This is a genomic window from Deferribacter thermophilus (assembly GCF_049472675.1).
Lineage (GTDB): Bacteria > Chrysiogenota > Deferribacteres > Deferribacterales > Deferribacteraceae > Deferribacter > Deferribacter thermophilus.
Genome location: NZ_JAPNXM010000003.1, coordinates 184112 through 206340, shown reverse-complemented (window position 1 = coordinate 206340; position 22229 = coordinate 184112). Strand labels below are relative to the sequence as shown.

Genomic DNA, 22229 nt, shown 5'->3' with positions numbered 1-22229 from the left:
GTGACAATGCATAAAAAGTATTTATTAGCACCTGGTCCAACAATGGTACCTGAAGAAGTACTTTTGGAAATGGCAAAGCCGATTATTCATCATAGAACAAGTGAGTTTTCAAATATTTTTGCTGAAGTAAGAGAAAAACTAAAGCCAGTTTTTGGTACAAAAAATGATTGCTTGCTCCTGTCAGGTAGTGGGACTGCTGCAATGGAAGCAGCTGTAGTAAACTGTTTTAGTAGTGGAGATAAGGTTATTGTTGTGAATGCAGGAAAATTTGGTAAAAGGTGGGTTGAGATTTGTAAGTCCTACGGACTGGAAGTCGTTTCAATAGATTTGGAATGGGGCAGGTCAGTAAAACCAGAGCAGGTTGAAGCAGCTTTAATAGCTAATCCTGATGCAAAAGGTGTTTTTATCCAGGCTAGTGAGACATCCACTACAGCATATCATCCTATAAAGGAAATTGGAAATCTCATTAAATTATTTGACAATACACTGTTTATTGTAGATGGGATTACTTCCGTTGGTGTAGTTGAAACTAAAATGGATGAATGGGGTATAGATGTTCTTGTAACAGGCTCCCAAAAAGCATTTATGCTGCCACCAGGCTTGTCAATTATAGCATTAAGTGATAAGGCGTGGAGCTTTGTGGAGAAATCTAATTTGCCAAAATATTATTTAAATCTTAAAAAAGAAAGAAAATCTCAAAGTGATAATACCACCGCATATACTCCTGCAGTTTCACTTATTATAGGCTTGAATAAAGTGCTTGATATGATGATGAATGAAGGGCTTGAAAATGTTTATGGTAGGCATGAACTTTGTGCACAGGCCACAAGAGAAGCTGTAAAAGCTTTAGGGTTTGAATTTCTTGCAAAAGATATACCATCAAATGCTGCTACAGGTTTCTATTTGCCAGAGGATATTGATGGCGGAAAATTTGTAAAATTTTTAAGAGAAAAAATGGGGGTTACTTTTGCTGGAGGGCAGGATCATTTAAAAGGTAAAATTGTTAGAATAAGCCATTTAGGTTATCATGATATCTTTGATACATTGACTGCAATTTCAGCATTAGAGCTTGGTTTAAAATATTTTGGGTATAAGTTTGATTTTGGTGCAGGTGTCAAAGCTGCTGAAGAAGTTATTTTTAACAATAAGGTTAGCAAATTATGAAATCACCCCTTGTAAGAGCTAAAAAACTTAATAAAGTTGTTTCTATTTTAACTGAGTATTTTGAAAATAATGGTTACTCTGAGGTTCAATTGCCTATATATGAATTTTATGATTTATTGGAAGGGGTCACTTGGGATTTTAAAGATGAAAACATAATCAGGTTTATCGATAGATACACAGGTAAATCTCTTGTTTTAAGGCCTGACTTTACTCCTCAGGCTTGTAGGTTTGTATCCCTTTATATGAAAGACTACCCTTTGCCGATAAGGATTTCTTACAAAGGTAGAATTTTTAGGAATGTCGATTTGAATAAAGGGTTAAAATCGGAAAAATATCAAGTAGGGTGTGAATTATTTGGTTTACAGGAGTTTTTGGGTGATATTGAAATTATCTTTTTAGCGTATAATTCATTGAAAAAAATAGGGTTAAAAAACTATAAGATAGTTTTAGGTGATAGTAACCTTGTTAATGAAATAATTAAAACATTTGGTAATAATCGAAGTGTTGTTAAATGTTTAAAAGAGAAAAATCTTGATGAACTTAAAAAGCTTTATAATGAAAAAAGTATATCAGAAAATGAGTATGTTCTTCTTTTGGCTATGATAAAGGGTTTTGGAGATAAGTTTGTATTAGATGAGGTTATAGAAAAAAGTTCTTTTAATGATAGATTACAACAAAGACTTATATATTTGAAAGATTTAATGGAAAATCTTATTAGTATTGGTGTAGAGGAAGGGGATATTATTTTTGATGCTACTGAAATGAGGGGATTTAATTATTATACAGGCATTAATTTTGATATAATAAACAGTAAGGGTGTTGTGATTGGTGGTGGCGGTAGATATGATAATTTGATGGAAAAATTTGATTGGCCATTGCAATCCTGTGGTTTTGCGCTTAATATTGAAGAGATTTTACAAGATATTGATTTTTTAGATAATAAACAAAAGTTTGATTACTTAGTGGTTGGAGAAAACTATTTTTTTAAAGCTTTAAATTTAAAGAATGATGGCTTTAAAGTACTTTGGATAAAAGATGAATTAGAAATTGAAAATATTATGAAGTTGTATGACTTTGAAAAAATTATAAAGTGAGGTAGTGAAAATGCCATGTTCAATAGTTTTAGGTGCCCAATGGGGCGATGAAGGTAAAGGGAAAGTTGTTGATATTTATACTGCTGAAAGCGATGTGGTGGTGAGATACCAAGGTGGGCATAATGCTGGTCACACAGTGGTAATTGATGGTGAACAGTATATTTTACATCTTATACCATCTGGTATTATGCATGAAGATAAAATTAATATAATAGGAAATGGTGTGGTAGTTGATCCTGAAGCTTTAATTCAGGAGATTGATGACTTAAAAAATAGAGGGATAAAGTTTGAAGGTAGGTTTTTCTTGAGCAAGAGGTCTCATCTTATTATGCCATATCATAAACTTTTTGATAAACAATCCGAACTCAAAAAAGGGTCAAAGAAGATAGGTACCACAGGTAGAGGTATTGGCCCAACTTATGCTGATAAAATGGCGAGAGTAGGGATAAGGGTTTGTGATCTATTTGATGATGAGGTTTTAAAAGAGAAGATATTTGACAATGTCTATGAAGTAAACAGGATTGCAGAAAAGATATACGGATTGGATAAGTTAGATCCAGGTGAAATCTATGATAAATATTTGGAATATGCAGATTATCTAAAACCTTATGTAGCAGAAACAAGCTATCTTATAAACAAATTTTATGATGAAGGTAAAAAGGTAATGATGGAGGGAGCTCAAGGAACATTGCTTGATGTTGACCATGGGACTTACCCTTATGTAACCTCAAGTAATGCAACAGCAGGTGGTGCATGTACTGGTACAGGGTTATCTCCTATTAAAATAAATAATGTTGTTGGTGTTATGAAGGCTTATACCACAAGAGTTGGTAGCGGCCCATTTCCTACTGAGTTAAATGACGATATGGGAGAAAGATTAAGAGAGGTTGGTGGTGAGTATGGAGCTACAACAGGTAGACCAAGAAGATGTGGCTGGCTTGATCTAGTAGCTGGTAAATACTCTGTTATGCTAAACGGTATTAAGTATATAGCTTTGACTAAACTTGATGTTTTGAGTGGTTTGGAAAAAATTAAAGTTTGTGTTGGTTATAAATATAATGGCAAAGTTTATGAAACTTTTCCTCCTGAAGTGAAGATCTTAGAAAATTGTGAGCCTGTTTATGAAGAATTTCCAGGATGGAGTGAAGATATAACAAAGGTTAGAAGTTATGATGATTTGCCTGAAAATGCTAAGAAATATGTAGAATTTATAAAGAGTTATTTAGGTGTTGAGTACTCGTTGATATCACTTGGGACAGATAGGGCAGAGACAATAATACTGAATAACATATTTTGATAAAAAAATGTTGACAAAAAAAATGAAGATTGTTATATAGTCTTTCGCTTTGATGCTCCCCGGTAGCTCAATCGGCAGAGCGGGTGGCTGTTAACCACTAGGTTGGCGGTTCGAGTCCGTCCCGGGGAGCCATTTAAATTTCCAAACTTATCCATAGAAATCCAAATATGTTATTTCCACCAGCATCTTATCAATATCTTTTTGTTCAATAAAGTCCAGCAAAATACGTTTATTTCCTCTTCCAAAATGAGTAACGAGATGAGTAACATTTTAAGTTACTCATCTAACAAAAACATCATTAATCTTACTATGAAATTTCTTTTTTTAAATTTTCATCAAAATACCTTAATTTCATATTGACCGTTCTTTTTATTAATTTGTAAAGATTGAAGGAGGAATGAAGTATGAAAAGAATAACTGATGCAAAGATAAGATCACTTAAGCCAAAGAAAAAAAATTACAGAGAAAATGTAGCTGAAAGACTTTTTATAGAAGTAAGGAGAAATGGGAAAAAATTTTGGCGTTATAGGTACAAAAATCGATGGTAAGTATACAATTTAATTTTGATTTTATAAAAATTTAAGCAGTTTTTATTGAATTGATGTTTGTTATATGTTTTAATATTGTATGAATACTGAATTATGGTGACAGATGGATATTAAAGTTGGCTCTATTATTAAAGCTCCGGGATGGAAGGAACCAGTAGAAGTAAAACTTTTTGAAAAGATTAATGATTCTTATTGTAAAATATTAGGCAGATTTATCTATTCAAATGAATTATTTGAAAGAACTCTTGCTATAAATGAATTACAAAATGCAGATGTTGAATCTGTTTTACTTGATTTTAGTTCAAACAGTGAAGATGTATTTTTAGCACTTGAAAATATTAGATATAGATATACTGCACTTTATGATCCTTTACTTGCAGTAAATACCTCAAAAGTAGATCCTTTACCTCACCAAATCGAAGCTGTTTATGGGTATGTTTTAAAACTTCCTCGTATAAGGTTTTTAATAGCAGATGATCCTGGTGCAGGTAAAACCATCATGGGTGGTTTAATTATAAAAGAATTAAAAATTAGAGGTTTGGTTGATAGAATTTTAATTGTTACTCCTGGACACCTAAAAGATCAATGGAGAAGAGAATTAAAAGAAAGATTTGAGGAAAAGTTTACAGTTGTAGATAGAACATTTATGGACTCAAAATATGGCGAAAATGTTTGGGATACTGAAAAGCAAATAATAACTTCAATTGATTTTGCAAAGCAAGATGATATCAGAAAGTCATTAGAGTTTACTCATTTTGATTTAATTATAGTGGATGAAGCACATAAAATGAGTGCATATCAATATGGAAACAAAACAACTAAAAGTAAAAGATATCGCCTTGGTGAAACTTTATCAAGTATTTCCGAGCATATGCTTTTTTTAACTGCAACACCTCATAAAGGTGACGTAGAAAATTTTAGATTATTTCTAGATTTATTAGAACCAGGGTTTTTTGCGACCTCAGACCTTTTAAAACAATCTATAACGAATAAAGAAAATCCTCTTTTTATAAGAAGATTAAAAGAAGACTTAAAAGATTTTGAAGGAAAACCATTATTTTTACCTAGAAATGTAAAAACAATAGCTTATAGTATAAAAAAAGAATCTCCAAATGAAATGAATCTTTATAGTAAATTATCTGAATATGTTTATAATCAATATAAGAAAGCAATGTCAAAAGATCATCAAAAAAGGTACATTACCTTTGCATTAGTTGTCCTTCAACGGCGATTTGCGTCAAGTGTTTATGCCTTATATAGATCACTTGAAAGAAGAAAAAAGCGTTTAGAAGAACTTTATAATGAAGTAGAAAATAATAAAAAGAGGGAAATAAAAAGTTCTTTATTACTTGATTTAGATGAAATTGATGATGTTACAGAAGAAGAAAAATGGAAAAAAGAAGAGCTTTTACTCACATTAAGTACAGCTGAAAATAAACAGGAATTAAGAAATGAAATTGCAATTATTGACGAATTATTATTGATCGCAAAAAATATTATTGAGAATGAAGATGAAATTAAGTTAAGAGAATTAAAATCTACTATGAATAAATTAAATGAGAAATTTCCTGGTAACAAAATTATTATATTCACAGAATCCAAAGATACCCTCGAATACTTGCAGAAGAAAATTCAAAAGTGGGGATATTCTGTGTGCACAATTCATGGAGGTATGAAACTCGAAGAAAGAATCACTATGGAAAAAATCTTTAAAAACGATAAACAGGTTTTAATTGCTACTGAAGCAGCTGGCGAAGGTATCAACCTCCAGTTTTGTAATTTAATGATTAATTATGACATACCATGGAATCCAAATCGCTTAGAACAAAGAATGGGTAGAATTCATAGATATGGCCAAAATAGAGAGGTGTTTATTTTTAATATGGTTAATAAAGATACCAGAGAGGGAGTTGTTTTAAAGAAATTATTTGAAAAGCTTGAGGAAATACGAAATGCTTTAGGAAGCGATAAAGTGTTTGATGTTATTTCTGAGGTGTTTGAAGATAGAAAATTATCTCAATTGCTAGTTGATGCTGCAGTAAATGCACGTAGCCAGGAAGAAATATTAAAAGAAATAGATATCAAAATAGATGAGGAATATATAAAGAGGGTAAAAGATAACCTGGGAGATACATTGGCAACAAGGTTTATAGATTATACAAGAATTAGAGAGCTTAGAGATAAAGCTTTAGAATATAAACTCATCCCAGAGTATACTGAAAACTATTTTTTGAAAGCTTTTGAAAAAGCAGGTGGTAAATATTCAAAAAGAAGAGATGGGTTTATAAATATTGAATCAGTCCCTTATGATTTAAAGCAAATTTCAAGAGATGAATATTTTATTAAAAAGTATGGACAAGTACTTTCATCTTATCGAAAAGTAACTTTTGATAAAGAAACAGCTTTTAAAAATCCTGATTCAGAATTTATTTCATTTGGACATCCATTATTTGAAGCTGTTTTAAAATGGGTTGAAAAAACTTATACGGATTCATTGAAGAAGGGAGCCGTTTTTATTGATCCAGATGGCAAACTTGATGGTACATTATTATTTTATGATGCAGAAGTTATAGATGGTAAAAACAATATTGTAGGGAAAAGACTGTTTACTTTTTTTATTGATTCAAGTTTAAACAATATAAAAGAAGTTAACCCTTCAATAATCTGGGATCTTGCTTTTAGCAAAAATCATTTAAATTGTTCAATAGATATAGAAAATATAAAATCAAAGGTTTCTCCAATACTTTTAGAAATAGTAGAAAAATATAAAAATGATCTACAAAAAGAAAGAGATCGTCAAACTGCTATAAAAGAAAAATATGGTGTAAAATCACTTCTGACACTAATAAAAAAACTGGATAATGATTTAGCCGAATTATATATACGAAAATCAGAAAAACATGAAAATGTTGATTTAGCAATTCGAAACAAAGAAGAAAGAAAAAGAAAATACGAAGAAGCTTTAAAAAAATTATCTGAAAATATCTTACACGAAAGATGCTTACAAATAGGAACTTATAACTTTATCGGTGCAGTAAAAGTAATTCCTAAAAATTTATTATTAGAAACAAATGATGAAATGGTTAGAGATGATTATATAGAAAAAATAGGTATGGATATAGCAATCGAATATGAAAAAGGAAATGGAAGAATACCTGAAGATGTTTCATCCGAAAATTTGGGGTTTGATATACGATCAAAAGTTAAAAAAGGTGATGAATATTTTATTGATCGATATATAGAGGTAAAAGCAAGGGCAAGGGAAGGTAAAATAGTACTTACTCAAAACGAATGGTTTAAAGCACAAAGATTTAAAGATAAGTATTATTTATATGTTGTATTAAATGCGGTTACAAATCCAGAGTTAATAATTATACAAAATCCAGTAGAAAATGTACAAGCTGAGAAAAAAGTAGAAGTTGTTAGATATATAATACCATTAAGCGAAATAAAAAAGATTTAATACGTAAATAAGTGTCACTTTTTAAGTATTTATGTGATAGCGTGACAATTGTAACTTATTGTGTTATAATGAGTTATTAAAACAAGGGGATGTTGAGTGTGACAAGTGGTTGATGAAAAGTTGATACTGAAAAGAAAAGAGATTTTAGAAGATTTGGGTGGTCTCCCAGAGCCCAAAGTAATAAATAAAGAATGGCTTTATTTATTAGAAGAGGAAACAAGAAATTCAATATTAGTAGAAGGCTACTTTATTTCTGAAAAAGAACTAAAAAATGTTTTATCAAAAAACCAACCTATGACAAGAGATGAAGAAGAAGCTTTTAACTATTTCAGGACAGCTTCGTTTGTTTATGAGCTTGCTTATGAAAATTATAATCAGAAAGAATTTTTATTTGGTATCCCATTAATAAGACAGATAAATAAAAGTCTTGGTAACAGTGGGGAGTTTAGAAAAGGGAAAGTTAAAATTACTGGAGCAAAGTTTAATCCTCCAGAAAATTATATAGAAAATTGGATTAGGATATTTGTAAATTTTGCTTTTGAAGTTGAAAGGAATTTTAATTTTGACCACCTATCCTTATTACATGCTTTTTTTGAGGAAATTCATCCTTTTATTGATGGTAATGGAAGAACAGGTAGAATAATATTAAATTATATTTTAATAAGTAAAGGGTATCCACTAATAATTATAAAAGGGGATGATGAAAATAAGCAGCTATATTATGAAGGGCTTGAAGAAATAGATGCACAAATATCTAATATTTTTGAAAATTATAAGAATAAACCGCCAGAAAAAAATGACATATTAAACAAACTTATAAATATAAAATCTAAAATTTTAAAAAGCCTAATTTTAGAAAGTTTAAAAGATAATCTGGATAGAATAATTATAGGGTTATTAGAAAGTCAGGGTAAAAAATTAGAATTGGTATCAGATCTATTATCTCAGATTGGCTATAGTTCATCAAGCTCTAGGCAGCTTATAAAAAGGGGGAAAATAATAGCAATAAAAAGAGATAATAAATGGCAATCTACTAAAGAAATTATTGATAAATTGTTATAGTAGAGGATGACAAAATGAAAGATAAGAGATTTATAGAATATTCATTTCCAATTAAAGAGGTAAGCGAGCAAGGTGCAAAGGAGAAAAATATTAGACATGGCCATATTTCAACCCTACATATTTGGTGGGCAAGGCGCCCTTTAGCAACAAGTAGAGCAACAAATTTTGCTTCACTGATTCCTGCTCCAAATGATAAAAAAGAATACGAAAATAAGAAAAATTTTATATCAGATTTATCAAAATGGGAAAACTCATTGAACAAAGAAATTATTGAAAAGGCCAGAGAATATATTTTAGCAGCAAACAATGAGATACCACCAAAAGTTTTAGACCCTTTTGGTGGAGGTGGTGCAATACCGCTTGAGGCTTTAAGGCTTGGTTGTGAAGTTTACAGCAATGACTACAATCCTGTTGCTGTATTAATTCAAAAATGCACCCTTGAATTTCCTCAAAAATATAAAGATAAAAAAGTTAAAGTAAAAAACAACCTGGGACTTTATGATGAAGAGCCAGCGTTGATTTATGATGTTGAGAAATGGGGAAATTATGTTTTAGAAGAAGCTAAAAAAGAGATTGGAAAGTTATATCCAAATGATGAAGATGGTTTTATACCTGTTGGTTATATATGGGCGAGAACAATTCCCTGTCAAAATCCAACTTGCGGAGCTGAAATTCCATTAATGCGTCAATTTTGGCTTGCAAATAAAAGTAATAAAAAGGTTTCTCTTTACCCTTATGTGGAAGGAAAAGAGGTTAAGTTTAAAATTGTTGGCGATGGATATGAGCCAATGCCTGACAATTTTGACCCATCAAAAGGAACAGTATCAAGAGCCATAGCAACCTGTTCTGTTTGTGGTGGAGTGGTAGAAGCAAATAAAACAAGAGAGCTTTTTAGAGAAGGAAAAGCTAAAGAGAGATTAATAGCTGTTGTTTTACACAAAGAAGGAGAACAGGGAAAAAGATACAGAATAGCAACCCAAAAGGATTTTGAAATTTTTAAAAAGGCTGAAAAGTATCTTGAAGAGAAAAGAAAAAAACTAATAGAAGAATGGGGAATAGACCCGGTTCCAGATGAGCCAATGAATCAAAATGACCCTACAACAGTAGCAGGGAGAGGATATGGATTTACTACTTGGGGACAACTTTTTAACTCCCGCCAAAAATTAGCTTTAATAACTTTTACTGAAAAAGTAAGAAATGCTTATAAAGAAATGATTAATGAAGGTTATGATGAAGAATATGCTAAAGCTGTTGTAAGTTATTTGGGGTTAGCAATTGATAAAATAGCAGTATATTCATCTACTTTTGGTTATTGGCATAATACACGAGAACTTGTTAACCCAGCTTTAGGAAAACAAGCTATTCAAATGACATGGGATTATGCAGAAACTAATTCTTTTGGTGGGAATGCTGATTTTTATTCTGCATTAAATTGGATAAAAAGATATTTAGAACATTTTACTAAAATTCCTGTTAATAAAAATAAAGTTGAAATTACTCATTCCTCAGCAACAAATTTACCTTATTCGGATAACTATTTTGATGCAGTTTTTACAGACCCACCTTATTATGACAATATAAATTATGCTGAATTATCTGATTTCTTTTATGTTTGGCTTAAAAGAAGCATAGGAGATTTATATCCAGATTTATTTATAACACCTTTAGTTCCAAAATCACAAGAAATAGTTGCAAACCCTTCAAGACAAGGAAATGTAAAGAAAGCAAAACAATTTTTTGAAGATATGCTGAAAAAATCATTTCAAGAAATATATAGAGTTTTAAAACCAGATGGAATAACTGTTATAGTTTATGCTCATAAATCAACAGAAGGTTGGGAAACATTAGTAAATTCTTTGTTAGATTCAGGATTAGTAATAACTGCGGCTTATCCATTAGATACAGAAATGATGAATAAAGTTAAAGCACATGGGACAGCTTCTTTAGCTTCATCTATTTACATAGTAGCCAGAAAAATAGAAAAAGAAGAAGTAGGATTTTACAACGATGTAAAAGAAGAACTAAAACAGTATCTTAATCAAAAACTTGACCTTTTGTGGAAAGAAGGAATTAGCGGAGCAGACTTTTTTATATCAGCTATCGGCTCTGCAATAGAAGTATTTGGAAGATACAAAAGTGTTATTGATTATAAAGGTAATGTTGTTAGAGCAGATAAGCTGCTGGATGATGTGCGGGAAATCGTGATTGATTATGCTATTAAAGAAATACTTCATAATGGTTTTGCAAATCAAATAAGCGATTTAACAAAGTTTTATATATTATGGCGGTTTAACTGGCAAGAAGCAAGAGTGCATTTTGATGAAGCAAGAAAATTGGCTCAAACAATAGGGATAAATCTTGAAGAGGAATGGAATAAGGGATTTATAAAAAAAGAAAAAGAATTTGTTAGACTTTTATCTGCAGATAAAAGAAAAATTGATGAAATAAAACCTAAAGATTTGATAGATGTTTTACATCTTACTTTAAAGCTTTGGGAAAAAAGCAAAACAGAAGAGTTAATTAAACTCCTATCGGAAACAGGATATGGGAAGTCGGATGTATTTTTTAGAGTAGCCCAAGCTATATCAGAGTGTCTGCCTCTTGATAGTAAAGAGAAAAAGCTTATAGATGGATTTTTAACCGGAAAAGAAAGAATTGTTAAACAGGTGTCTTCAGCTGAATCGAGCAAATTAAGATATATAAGTGTAGATGACTTGTTGAAAGATTTGGGAGGAGATTAAAATGAATGCTTTTCATACTATAGCAGTCCCTCATAGAGATATTTTAGAAGAGAATTTGCAAATGGATGTTTTTGCAGCTGATCTATGGAATGTTTATACCGGTAAAGCTCCGTTGGAATATCAGGACAGTGATGAGTTTTTCAAAAAAACATATTTAACTTATGGCCTTAAACAACTAATAGAAAATATTGAGAATAGAATACATGGTAAAGGTGGAAATCCTGTAATCCAATTGCATACGCCCTTTGGGGGAGGTAAAACTCACTCATTAATTGCTCTTTATCACAAGGCAAAAGAGTGGAATATTAAAACTTCTGTAATTGTAGGGACATTTCTTTCTGCTGAAGAAAAGATTTGGGAAATTATAGAAAGACAGCTGACTGGCAAAGTTGAAATATTAAAAGGTGATGCAGCACCTGGAAGAGCAAAACTTTCAGAAGTATTAAATAATTCTAAACCTGCTTTAATATTAATGGATGAACTTTTAGAATACATCACAAAGGCTACAACAATAAAAGTGGGTGATTCTAATCTTGCTTCGCAAACAATCGCTTTTATGCAGGAATTAACAGAAGAGATTAAATCTTTAAATAACATTGCATTAGTGATAACTTTACCATCAAGTCATCTAGAGCATTATGATGAAGTATCCGAAAAACTATTGCAGCAACTACAAAAATATATTGGTAGAGTAGAATCAATTTATTCACCAGTGCAAGATGATGAAGTTACTCACATAATTAGAAGAAGATTATTTTCAAAAATAGATGAAAGCAAATTAAAGAACGTAGTAGATCAAGTGGTAGATTTCTTTTATGATAATAATTTAATTCCAGAGGGTATTGAAAAATCTGAATATAAAAAAAGTTTTTTAACTTCTTATCCATTTTTGCCTGAAGTCATAGATGTTTTATATACAAGATGGGGAAGTTTTCCAAGCTTTCAACGGACAAGAGGTGTATTAAGACTTCTTGCTTTAGTGATAAATAGCAATAAACAAAGAAACGTTCCTTATTTATCGCTTGCAGATTTCAATTTAGCTTCCAGTGAAATAAGAAGAGAACTTATAAAACATATAGGTGCTCACTACGAAGGTGTTATTGCTACTGACATTGTAAATAAAAATAGTGGAGCTAAAAAAGTCGATAAAAAATTAGCGAGCAGTTATTCTGGTTTAATGCTTGGAACAAGAGTTGCAAACACTGTATTTATGTACTCTTTTTCAGGTGGTGATAAAAAAGGGGTAAGAAGAGATGAATTGAAAAGAGTTGCAATCACTTTAGATAATCCTGTAAGTGAAATTGTTGAAGTTTTAGAAGAGTTGAAAAATACGTTGTTTTATATGCAAGAAAAAGATGGCTTTTACTTTTTCTCAAACCAACCAAATTTAAATCAAGTGATAAATACTAAGATAGAAAATATTAATGAACATCATATTGAAAATTTAATTAAAGAAAAATTCACGAAATTGATATCTAATAAATTAAAGACTTATCTATGGACTACAGAATCAACAGATATAATTGATGATCAATCTTATAAACTTGTAATATTAAAAACAGCCGATGAAAATCTTATGAAATTTTTAATAGACAAAAAAGGGTCAACTCCCCGTATTTATAAAAATACAATATTCTTTTTAGTTCCATCAGAAAATGAGTTAAATATGCTTTATTCTCACGCAAGAAAACATTTAGCCTATAAAATGACTGTTGAAGATACAACTTTAAACTTGTCCTCTGAACAAAAAGATGAATTAAAAAGAAAAATTCAAGAAAGTGAAAGAAATTTTTATATGATGATTCGAAATGCTTATAGGTATGTTTATACCATAAAAAAAGATGGATTTCAGATGATAGATTTAGGAAGTTCAATTTTTGGTAATGAGAAAAAAGTTGATGAGGAAGTTTTTGAAACTTTAGAAGATAGGTCAGTTTTAATAAATGAAATATCTCCAATAGTATTAGAAAAAATCTACTTGAAGAATAATGATTATGTCAAACTTGAAGATGTGTATTCATCCAGTTTAAAAGTTCCAGGGGAAATAAGATTTATATCAAAAGATGTTTTGGTAAAAGCTACAAAGAAAGGTGTGAGAGAAGGCATATTTGGTGTCGGGGTTGTGTTTGGGAAAGATGTTGAATGTAAATATTTTAAGAATGAATTTGAAAATATTGATTTTGATTTATATATCATAAGAAAGGAGTTATGTGAGCAGCATAAGAGAGAAAAGTTAAGTGATCAAAGTTCTACTGACAACAAAACTCAAACTACTATAGATGCTACTTTTGAAAACGATAATGAAAGAAAAGAAGATATTTTTGATACTGAGAAAACAATTGATGATGTTACTTGTGTAGATTTAAAATTTAAGATACCTGCTGGGAAATTTTCAGAAATTATGAAGATGTTAATGTTCGTTAATAGCAAATTTAATGATATTGAGCTAACTATAAAAGCTACAAATGGAAATATAAGTAAAAACGAATTTGAAAATGTTATTATTGAAACTTTATTACAGTTAAATATCGAATTCGATAATAATTCCAGTTAAAGAATATATGATACATAAAGTTGATGAGTATAAGGTAGCTTAGTATTTTAAAGATGAATGGTAGTTAGAAACTAAAGAAAAAACATTGGGATCATATTTGATAATCTTAAAAAGTAAACTGGCTGAAGAGTATTTCTTATTACAGAAGGATAAAAAGCTAAATTCAATTAGTTACATTATAAATTATTTGTGTTAATGTGATTTTAGTATATAAAGATAAAGTATAACTGTCGTATCTTCTTAATATTTACTAAATTTAAATTTTTTAAACATTATTTTGTAATATTAGAACTTTATCTATTGTTTAACTTGTCAATCTTGATACTGTAATATATATTACAGTAATGACGGTTGCGTTAAGAGGGTAAAATGAAATTCTATAATAGGGAAAAAGAACTTGAATTATTGAAAAAAGCTGAACAGAACTCTTATGAAAGCTCATTTATGACTTTTATTGTAGGAAGAAGAAGAGTAGGTAAAACAAGGCTTATTAAAGAAGCTTTTAAAGGTAAAAAACTACTCTATTTTTTTGTAGCTAAAAAAAATGAAAAGTTATTGTGTGAGGAATATAAAGCAATAATTGAAAATGTGCTTGGTAAAAAAATCATAGGTCAAATAACTAAATTTAAAGAGATTTTTGAATATTTGATGAATATTGGTGAATCAGAACAAATTAATATTGCTATTGATGAATTTCAGGAATTTCAAACGATAAACCCTTCCGTATATTCAGATATGCAAAATATTTGGGATGAATATAAGCTTAAAAGCAAAGTTAATTTAGTATTGAGTGGCTCGATTTATTCTTTAATGTCAAAAATATTTGAAGATTCAAAAGAACCTTTGTTTGGCAGAGCTGATAGAAAGATTGTGTTAGAACCTTTTGATGTGAATACCTTAAAGGAGATTTATACTGATTATTCAATGCTTAATGCCAAAGATTTTGTATCGTTTTATGCTATTACAGGTGGCATGGCAAAATATATTGAAATTTTATGTAATGAAATGGCATTGAGTTTAGACAGGATGATAGATATGGTTTTTTGTGATGGCTCATTTTTCTTGGATGAAGGCAGAGAAGTATTGATAGGGGAATTTGGGAAAGATTATCATACCTATTTTTCCATATTATCTTTGATTGCTGGGTCTAAAACATCTCGCAGTGAAATTGAAAGTGTTTTAGAAAAAAGTGTTGGTGGTTTTTTGGAAAAACTAGAAAAAGATTATCGAATAATAAAGAGGGTTCAGCCTGTTTTTTCAAAACCTAATACTAGAAATGTAAAATATGAAATAATTGATAATTTTTTAAGTTTTTGGTTTACTTTCGTTTATAAAAACTTATCAGCAGTTGAAATAAAAAACTTTCATTATCTAAAAAAATATACAATAAAATATCTTGATCAATTTTTAGGAAAAAAGCTAGAAAAATACTTTAAAGAAAAGCTTGCATTAACGAATCAGTATTCAATGATTGGCTCATATTGGGATAAAAAGGGTGAAAATGAAATTGATATTGTTGCAGTAAATGAAATGGGAAAAAGAGCTTTAATAGCAGAAGTAAAACTAAATAAAAACAAAATAAATTTACAGAAATTAAAAGAAAAATCAAAAGATATTCTGAAATTTTTAAAAGGTTATGATATTGAATATAAAGGGTTTAGTTTAGAAGATGTTTAACATTTCAGCTTATAATATTTTAAATCAAATGAATATAAAAGTTTCAGTATATATTAAATTTAATGTACCTGGTTACATTTTGATTTGCCATTTTGCATTTTTGCCGCGGCCAGTGCTTTGAATTAAACCTCTTTTTGCTAAAGAGTATAAATGCTTTCTTATAATCTCTTTGTCAATATCAAGTTTTATTGAAAGGTCGCTTACTGATTGAGGTGCTTGCTTTAATTCACTTAAAATTTGAGAGATGATGTCGTCGTTATTAGTATAATATTCAATGGGTATTTCTTGAACGATGTTATGTTTAAATTCGTTTTTCAGTGCTGATATGGCAATAAAATATTGGGTTACCCAATATTCAGCCATTTTTCTGTTGCCGGCAAAAACTATTGGGAGTTTATTTACTTTAGCAAAAAGTTGGGGAATTAGTTTGGCAATCAAGCTTATAGAAATCTTATTTCCCACTTTTCTAGGGTTAAAAAAGTCGCTATAATTTGCTTCAACAACGAGAGCAGCATGAGGTAAGGATTGTAGTTCTAGTAATTTCATAATAAATAAATCAAAATTTGATAATTCTTTGCAAAAATTATTCAAAGTTTTCCTTTCAACAATTGCAACCAAATTTCCTAAACTATCTTCTAAAGCATAATCGCCTAATGGTAGATATCCAAATTTTACACTAAAACTAGGAAAATTATATGGATACTTTTCGTTTGATGATATTGTTATTGTAATATCTTTTTTATTTACTTTAGGGATATAAACGTTTTTTAGTTTTCTTTCTGTTATCCCTCTTTGTGTCCTAAAAAAGATTTGAGTGTATGTGCCTTCTTTATTTTTATATTTTTTCTCTAAGAAAAGAAATTCGCATCTTTTTTTAGTGTTTCTTTTTAGAGTAATGCTTATTTTTGAGCCAAATTTTTTAAAATTATTAATTTCAACTTCTTCGATGATTTCATTATTATTTACAGAAAATGGTTCTTCATTTTTTAGACAAAATATATGCCCTTTTTCTCCTGGCCATTTATCTTGTAAGAGTAGTGATAGAATTGTGTTGCTCCCTTTTGTAATAAAAAGTTTATAAGGGAACGACTTGCTTTTTGATTTTGTAATTACCCATTTTAAATTGTTATCTTTATGAAGCATAAAAAAAGTATAATCAAAAAGTTATAATATGCAACATCGAAGAATTTATTTTATATAGGGATGATTTTGTTTTTATCGAGGATTTCTTTGTATTTTTTGATGTTTGTTTTTTCCCAGTTTTGTTTGATGTAAAGTAGATCATCTTTGTTTATAAAATTAATATTATCAGCTATTTCGGTTAAAATTTCCACTAACTTGTAGAATTCTCTTTTGAGCTCTAAATAAAGCTGCATTAGTTCTAATTTTGAGCGATATTGGCCATAAGTGTTTGCAAGTTCTTTATAAGAGCTTTTCCCCATTTTTATGTAATAATCGATTGATACAAGTTTATTTTTTATCGAGTCAGGATATAAACCTGATAATAAAAGTGAAAAATCTCCAGCAAGCTTTAATAGCCTGATTTTCTCAAAAATATTCTGATGAAAAGCTTCCATAAAAATTTCAGCAATTGCTTTTTCTTTTAAAATTTCATTATTTAATAGTTCATTGCTGTATGTAAGTTTTTTTAAAAGATTTAGAATATATATTTTTGAATACTCTGATAATGTCTTGGATATACTTTTTTCAGCAGATTCTATAAGTTCGTAAAAAAGCTCATCTAAATTAGTTTTTTTTGTCATTTACATCCTCCCCAAATTATCTATATATAATTTATCGACCATAAAATAAAATTTTCAATACAATTATTTAAAAAACTGATATAAATATGAATAGAAAAATTATATTAATGAGGTGTTTATGGATTATTTAAGTTTGATGGATAGGGTTAATTTACAGCCCAATCCAAAAGCACATAAATTAATCGGCGAGCTGTTTTTAAAACCTATTTATAAACTTAGGAAATTAAATATAGTGTTGGAAGGGTTAGAAAATATACCTGATGAGCCTGTTGTTTTTGTGATGAATCACACGGATAGATTTAATTATTTCCCATTTCAGTATCAACTACATTTGTTGAGGGGTAAAATAAAATGCCCCTATACTGCACCTTGGGTGAAACTTAAGTATTATGAAAGTAAGTTTCTTACTATGATTTTCAACTGGGGTGGTTGTCTTCCCATGCCATCTAAAGGGTACTTGATTGTTAAAGATTTGAGGCAAGAGTTTAAGAATGATAAAAAATTAATTGCTAAATACTATCCAATATTAAAAGATTATGTTGATGGTAAACTATCTAATGATGCATTGTTTGATGATGAAAACTTAAAAAATTTTATAAATAAATATGAGAATTATCGAGAAAGGGTTAACAGTTATTTTGAAAAATTGATGAAACGAGCTTTCGAATTATGTTATGACGCAGTACATAATAAACAATTAAATCTTTTGATTTTCCCTGAAGGGACTAGATCGAAAAGATTACTTGAAGGTAAGGTTGGTGCTGCACAATTTTCTGTGGCACTGAAGAGTCCAATAGTTCCTGTTGGTTGCAATGGCAGTGATAAAGCACATACTCGCAATATTCCTTGGGTAGAAAAAAATAAAACTGTTGTCTATAGAATAGGTGAGCCTATTTATCTACATAAAATGGATAAGTTTCAAAATTTAGATAAGTTTATACCATTTACAGAAAGCGCAAATAAATATTATGCATTATTTAAAGAGGGGATTGATTTTGTTATGCAAAAGCTTGCAGATTTGCTTGATGAAGAGTATAAACCTTCTGGGGAAAAAACGGGCAGAGATCTTGATAAGTTTATTCTAAAATAAATAAATTTTTAAAAAAATAACTTGACATAAATTGGCTCAATTTTATATTAACATTAGCACTCAAAAGTTGAGAGTGCTAACAAACGAGGAAAGATTATGGATAGGCTGGATGAAAGAGAAGAGATAGTTTTAAAAATTATTGTTGATGAGTATATAAATAGTAGCGAACCAGTGGGCTCTAGGCTTGTATCAAAAGTTGGGCCATTGAAGTTGAGCCCTGCTTCTATTAGAAATATAATGAGTGATTTGGAGGAAAAAGGCTATATTTATCAACCTCATACATCTGCTGGTCGTGTTCCTACGGATCTTGGATATAGGTATTATATTGATAAATTTGTAACCATATCATCAGATAATATTAAATCAGATATAATTAAAATTACTGGTGATCTGGAAACAAAGAACATTAAGTTATTGTTTAAAGAGGTAACAAGACAGCTTAGCAAATTAACTCATTCGGTAGGTTTTGTAGTATCTCCAAAGACTGGTTCATTATTTTTAAAACATTTGGAATTTTTAAAACTGAATAGATATGATGTATTGGCAATATTAGTTACGAAAACAGGTATTGTTCAAAATGTAATTTTACATTTAGATGTTGATATCCCTGATAATGTCTTACAAAGAATAAGCAATTATATTAATGAAAATTTTGAAGGGGAGTCGCTTGTAGAGGTTAGAGAAAAGCTTTTTAGGGAAATTGAAAGAGAAAAACAATTGTTTGATAATTTTGTAACATCTATAAAAAATTATCTTCCAAAAGTGTTTGATTTAGAAGGGCTTGAAGATGATTTTTATTATGACGGGACAAGTAATATCTTGGATTTACCTGAGTTTTCAGATGTGAGTAAGTTAAAGGACTTTTTGAAAACTTTTGAGGAAAAAACTCTTATTTATAAAATTGTTGATAAATGTCTAGAGTCGGATGGTGTTCAGATATTTATTGGTTCTGAAATAGGTGAACCAAATAGTGATGTAGGTTTGGTTGTAAAACCTTATAAAAGGTCTGGAAAGGTTTTAGGGACACTTGGGATTATTGGTCCAAAAAGGATGAAATATCCAAAAGTTGTTCCGATTGTGGATTATACTGCAAACTTAATTAGTGAGGTTATAGAAAGATTAGGAGGTAGTGATGAGTAAAAAAAAGGTCAAGATTAATAAAGAGGCGGAAGAAAAAAATGAAATAAAAAATAAAGAAGAGAATGTTGAGGAGAAAAATATAACAGATGAAGAGAGCAAAAACAATATAGAAAACAATACAAGTGAGCATAGTAATAAAGATGAAAAGGATGAGAAAATAAAGCAATTAGAAGATGAGATTTCTAAATTAAAAGAAGAGTTAAAATCTAAAGATGATAAAATATTAAGATTATCCGCAGAATTAGATAATTTTAGAAAAAGGTTGATGAAAGAAACCGAAGAAAAATTAAAGTATGCAAACCAAGTTTTATTGGAAAACCTATTACCAGTAATAGATCATTTGGAAATGGCTTTAATGCATGTAAATCCCGATGCTTCTGTAGAATCAATTAAGCAGGGGGTTGAGTTAACTTTGAAACAACTTAAAGATACTTTGGCAAAATTTGGATTAAAAGAGATAGAATTAAATGTGGGGGATAACTTTGATCCTAATTATCATGAGGCTTTGATGTTAGATAATAAGGATAATTTTGAAAACAATCAGGTAACTCAAATTTTACAAAAAGGGTATATTTTGCATGATAGGGTCATTAGACCCTCAAAGGTTTCAGTTAATAAAAAAGAGAATAAAAATAATGATATAAAGGAGGAAGAAAATGAGTAAAGGAAAAGTAATAGGTATTGACCTAGGTACAACTAACTCTGTAGTCGCAATCATGGAGGGTGGTCAGCCTAAAGTTATTATAAATGCTGAAGGGATGACAACCACTCCATCAGTAGTTGCTTTTACTGATAGCGGTGAAAGACTTGTGGGTTTACTTGCAAAAAGACAGGCTGTAACAAACCCAGAGAATACAATCTTTTCAGTTAAAAGATTGATTGGTAGAAAAATTGATGACCCACAAGTAAAAAAAGCTCAACAGATTTTACCTTATAAAATTGTTCCATCAAACAACAATGATGCATGGGTAGAAGTAAGAGGTAAAAAATATTCTCCACCTGAAATATCTGCTATGGTTTTACAAAAACTTAAAAAGACAGCAGAAGATTATTTGGGTGAACCAGTTACAGATGCTGTAATTACTGTTCCAGCTTACTTTAATGATGCTCAGCGTCAGGCTACTAAGGATGCTGGTAAAATTGCAGGTTTGAATGTATTGAGAATAATAAATGAGCCAACAGCTGCAGCACTTGCTTATGGTCTCGATAAGAAAAAAGATGAAAAGATAGCTGTTTATGACTTGGGTGGTGGTACATTTGATATCTCTATACTTGAAATAGGGGATGGTGTATTCGAAGTTAAATCTACAAACGGTGATACTTTCCTTGGTGGTGATGATTTTGATAACAGGATTGTTGAATGGTTGATAGAGGAGTTTAAGAAAGAAACAGGGATCGATTTATCTCAAGATAAAATGGCTTTACAGAGATTAAAAGAAGCTGCTGAAAAAGCAAAACATGAGCTATCTACTGCCTTAGAGACAGAGATAAACTTACCATTTATCACTGCTGATGCTTCAGGTCCTAAACATTTGATTAAGAAACTTAGTAGAGCAAAATTAGAATCATTAGTAATGGACTTGGTTGAAAGGACTTTAGAGCCTTGTAAAAAAGCTTTAGAAGATGCAGGTTTAACCCCTTCTGATATAGACGAGGTTATTTTAGTTGGTGGTATGACAAGGATGCCACTTGTTCAGCAAAAGGTAAAAGAGTTCTTTGGTAAAGAACCACACAAAGGTATTAACCCTGATGAGGTTGTTGCTATCGGTGCAGCTATTCAGGGTGCAGTATTGAAAGGGGATATTAAGGATGTGTTGTTACTTGATGTGACACCACTTTCTCTTGGTATTGAAACACTTGGTGGCGTAATGACAAAAATTATCCCAAGGAACACTACGATACCAACTAAGAAAAGTCAGATTTTTACTACAGCAGCTGATAATCAAACATCTGTTACAATCCATGTATTACAGGGTGAGCGTGAGCTTGCAAAGGATAATAAATCTATTGGTAGATTTGAGCTTGTTGGTATTCCACCAGCTCCAAGGGGTGTGCCACAGATTGAGGTTACTTTTGATATAGATGCAAACGGTATTTTGAGTGTATCAGCAAAAGATTTAGGTACAGGTAAGGAACAATCTATAAGAATTACACCAAGTAGTGGTTTGACTGAAGAAGAAATTGAAAGAATGATTAAAGAAGCTGAAATGCATGCTGAAGAGGATAAGAAGAAGAGAGAGCTTGTAGAGTTGAGAAACCAGGCTGATACTTTGATATATTCTACTGAAAAATCTTTAAAAGAGCATGGAGATAAAGTAGATGCTGCAACTAAAGAGGAGATTGAAAAGGCTCTTGATGAATTGAAAAAAGTTCAAAGTGGAGAAGATGCAAATGCTATAAAAGCAGCTATTGATAAATTAACTTCTGTTTCTCACAAACTTGCTGAAGCAATTTATAAATCTACAGCTGGAGCTGCAAGTGGAGCTGAAGGAGCTCAGACTGATGCTGGTGCACAATCAAATCAGGCTGATACTGGCTCTGATAGCTCAAAACAAGAGGATGTTGTAGATGCTGATTACGAAGAAGTAAAGGATGACAATAATAAATAATCGATTTTAAAATATAAAATACTAGAA

General features: G+C 30.3%; 15 protein-coding genes and 1 tRNA gene. 14 read left to right on the top strand and 2 right to left on the bottom strand.

The window, feature by feature from the left end; translation table 11 throughout:
- Positions 1–6 precede the first annotated feature (6 nt).
- The 10 genes from OWM07_RS04485 to OWM07_RS04440 all read left to right on the top strand — a co-directional run bounded on the left by OWM07_RS04485 (position 7) and on the right by OWM07_RS04440 (position 15600).
- Positions 7–1164 (top strand): pyridoxal-phosphate-dependent aminotransferase family protein, encoded by a 1158-nt coding sequence (locus OWM07_RS04485; RefSeq protein WP_423302472.1) that lies wholly within the window; start codon positions 7–9, stop codon positions 1162–1164.
- Positions 1161–2258, top strand: a complete 1098-nt coding sequence (locus OWM07_RS04480) for an ATP phosphoribosyltransferase regulatory subunit (protein ID WP_423302471.1) — start codon at positions 1161–1163, stop codon at positions 2256–2258. The genes OWM07_RS04485 and OWM07_RS04480 overlap by 4 nt, the downstream gene beginning before the upstream one ends.
- 10 nt (positions 2259–2268) lie before the next feature.
- Positions 2269–3555, top strand: a complete 1287-nt coding sequence (locus tag OWM07_RS04475; RefSeq protein ID WP_423302470.1) for an adenylosuccinate synthase — start codon at positions 2269–2271, stop codon at positions 3553–3555.
- 56 nt (positions 3556–3611) lie between these two features.
- Positions 3612–3687: transfer RNA gene (locus OWM07_RS04470), tRNA-Asn, on the top strand.
- 272 nt (positions 3688–3959) lie between these two features.
- Complete coding sequence (locus OWM07_RS04465; RefSeq protein ID WP_423302469.1) at positions 3960–4103, top strand: integrase arm-type DNA-binding domain-containing protein; 144 nt, start codon at positions 3960–3962, stop codon at positions 4101–4103.
- Positions 4104–4206: 103 nt separating this feature from the next.
- Positions 4207–7566 carry a helicase-related protein gene (locus tag OWM07_RS04460; protein WP_423302468.1) on the top strand — a complete coding sequence of 1120 codons (3360 nt, stop codon included), beginning with the start codon at positions 4207–4209 and terminating at the stop codon, positions 7564–7566.
- A gap of 105 nt (positions 7567–7671) precedes the next feature.
- A complete protein-coding gene (locus OWM07_RS04455; protein WP_423302467.1) occupies positions 7672–8628 on the top strand; it encodes a Fic family protein in 957 nt (318 codons plus the stop codon).
- A gap of 14 nt (positions 8629–8642) precedes the next feature.
- Entirely contained in the window at positions 8643–11369 is a 2727-nt protein-coding gene (locus OWM07_RS04450) for a DUF1156 domain-containing protein (protein WP_423302466.1), read from the top strand.
- 1 nt (position 11370) lies between these two features.
- Positions 11371–13923 carry an ATP-binding protein gene (locus OWM07_RS04445; RefSeq protein ID WP_423302465.1) on the top strand — a complete coding sequence of 851 codons (2553 nt, stop codon included), beginning with the start codon at positions 11371–11373 and terminating at the stop codon, positions 13921–13923.
- Positions 13924–14292: 369 nt separating this feature from the next.
- The gene (locus OWM07_RS04440; RefSeq protein WP_423302464.1) at positions 14293–15600 is read left to right on the top strand and encodes an ATP-binding protein; all 1308 of its coding nucleotides are present in this window, start codon (positions 14293–14295) and stop codon (positions 15598–15600) included.
- A gap of 72 nt (positions 15601–15672) precedes the next feature.
- Here the strand turns inward: OWM07_RS04440 and OWM07_RS04435 are convergent, their stop codons facing one another.
- Together OWM07_RS04435 and OWM07_RS04430 are read right to left on the bottom strand one after the other, a co-directional pair.
- Positions 15673–16743, bottom strand: coding sequence for an ArsR family transcriptional regulator (locus tag OWM07_RS04435; RefSeq protein WP_423302463.1), 1071 nt, complete (start codon positions 16741–16743; stop codon positions 15673–15675).
- A 50-nt stretch (positions 16744–16793) separates the two neighbouring features.
- Positions 16794–17363 (bottom strand): hypothetical protein, encoded by a 570-nt coding sequence (locus OWM07_RS04430; RefSeq protein WP_423302462.1) that lies wholly within the window; start codon positions 17361–17363, stop codon positions 16794–16796.
- Positions 17364–17481: 118 nt separating this feature from the next.
- Between OWM07_RS04430 and OWM07_RS04425 the strand changes: the two genes are divergently transcribed.
- The 4 genes from OWM07_RS04425 (at position 17482) to dnaK (ending at position 22202) form a co-directional block, all read left to right on the top strand.
- Positions 17482–18453 (top strand): lysophospholipid acyltransferase family protein, encoded by a 972-nt coding sequence (locus OWM07_RS04425; protein WP_423302461.1) that lies wholly within the window; start codon positions 17482–17484, stop codon positions 18451–18453.
- A 96-nt stretch (positions 18454–18549) separates the two neighbouring features.
- Positions 18550–19593, top strand: coding sequence for a heat-inducible transcriptional repressor HrcA (gene hrcA / locus OWM07_RS04420; protein ID WP_423302460.1), 1044 nt, complete (start codon positions 18550–18552; stop codon positions 19591–19593).
- The gene (grpE, locus tag OWM07_RS04415) at positions 19586–20257 is read left to right on the top strand and encodes a nucleotide exchange factor GrpE (RefSeq protein ID WP_423302459.1); all 672 of its coding nucleotides are present in this window, start codon (positions 19586–19588) and stop codon (positions 20255–20257) included. Before hrcA ends, grpE begins: the two co-directional genes overlap by 8 nt.
- Positions 20250–22202 carry a molecular chaperone DnaK gene (gene dnaK / locus OWM07_RS04410; protein WP_423302458.1) on the top strand — a complete coding sequence of 651 codons (1953 nt, stop codon included), beginning with the start codon at positions 20250–20252 and terminating at the stop codon, positions 22200–22202. Before grpE ends, dnaK begins: the two co-directional genes overlap by 8 nt.
- The last annotated feature ends 27 nt before the right edge of the window (positions 22203–22229 follow it).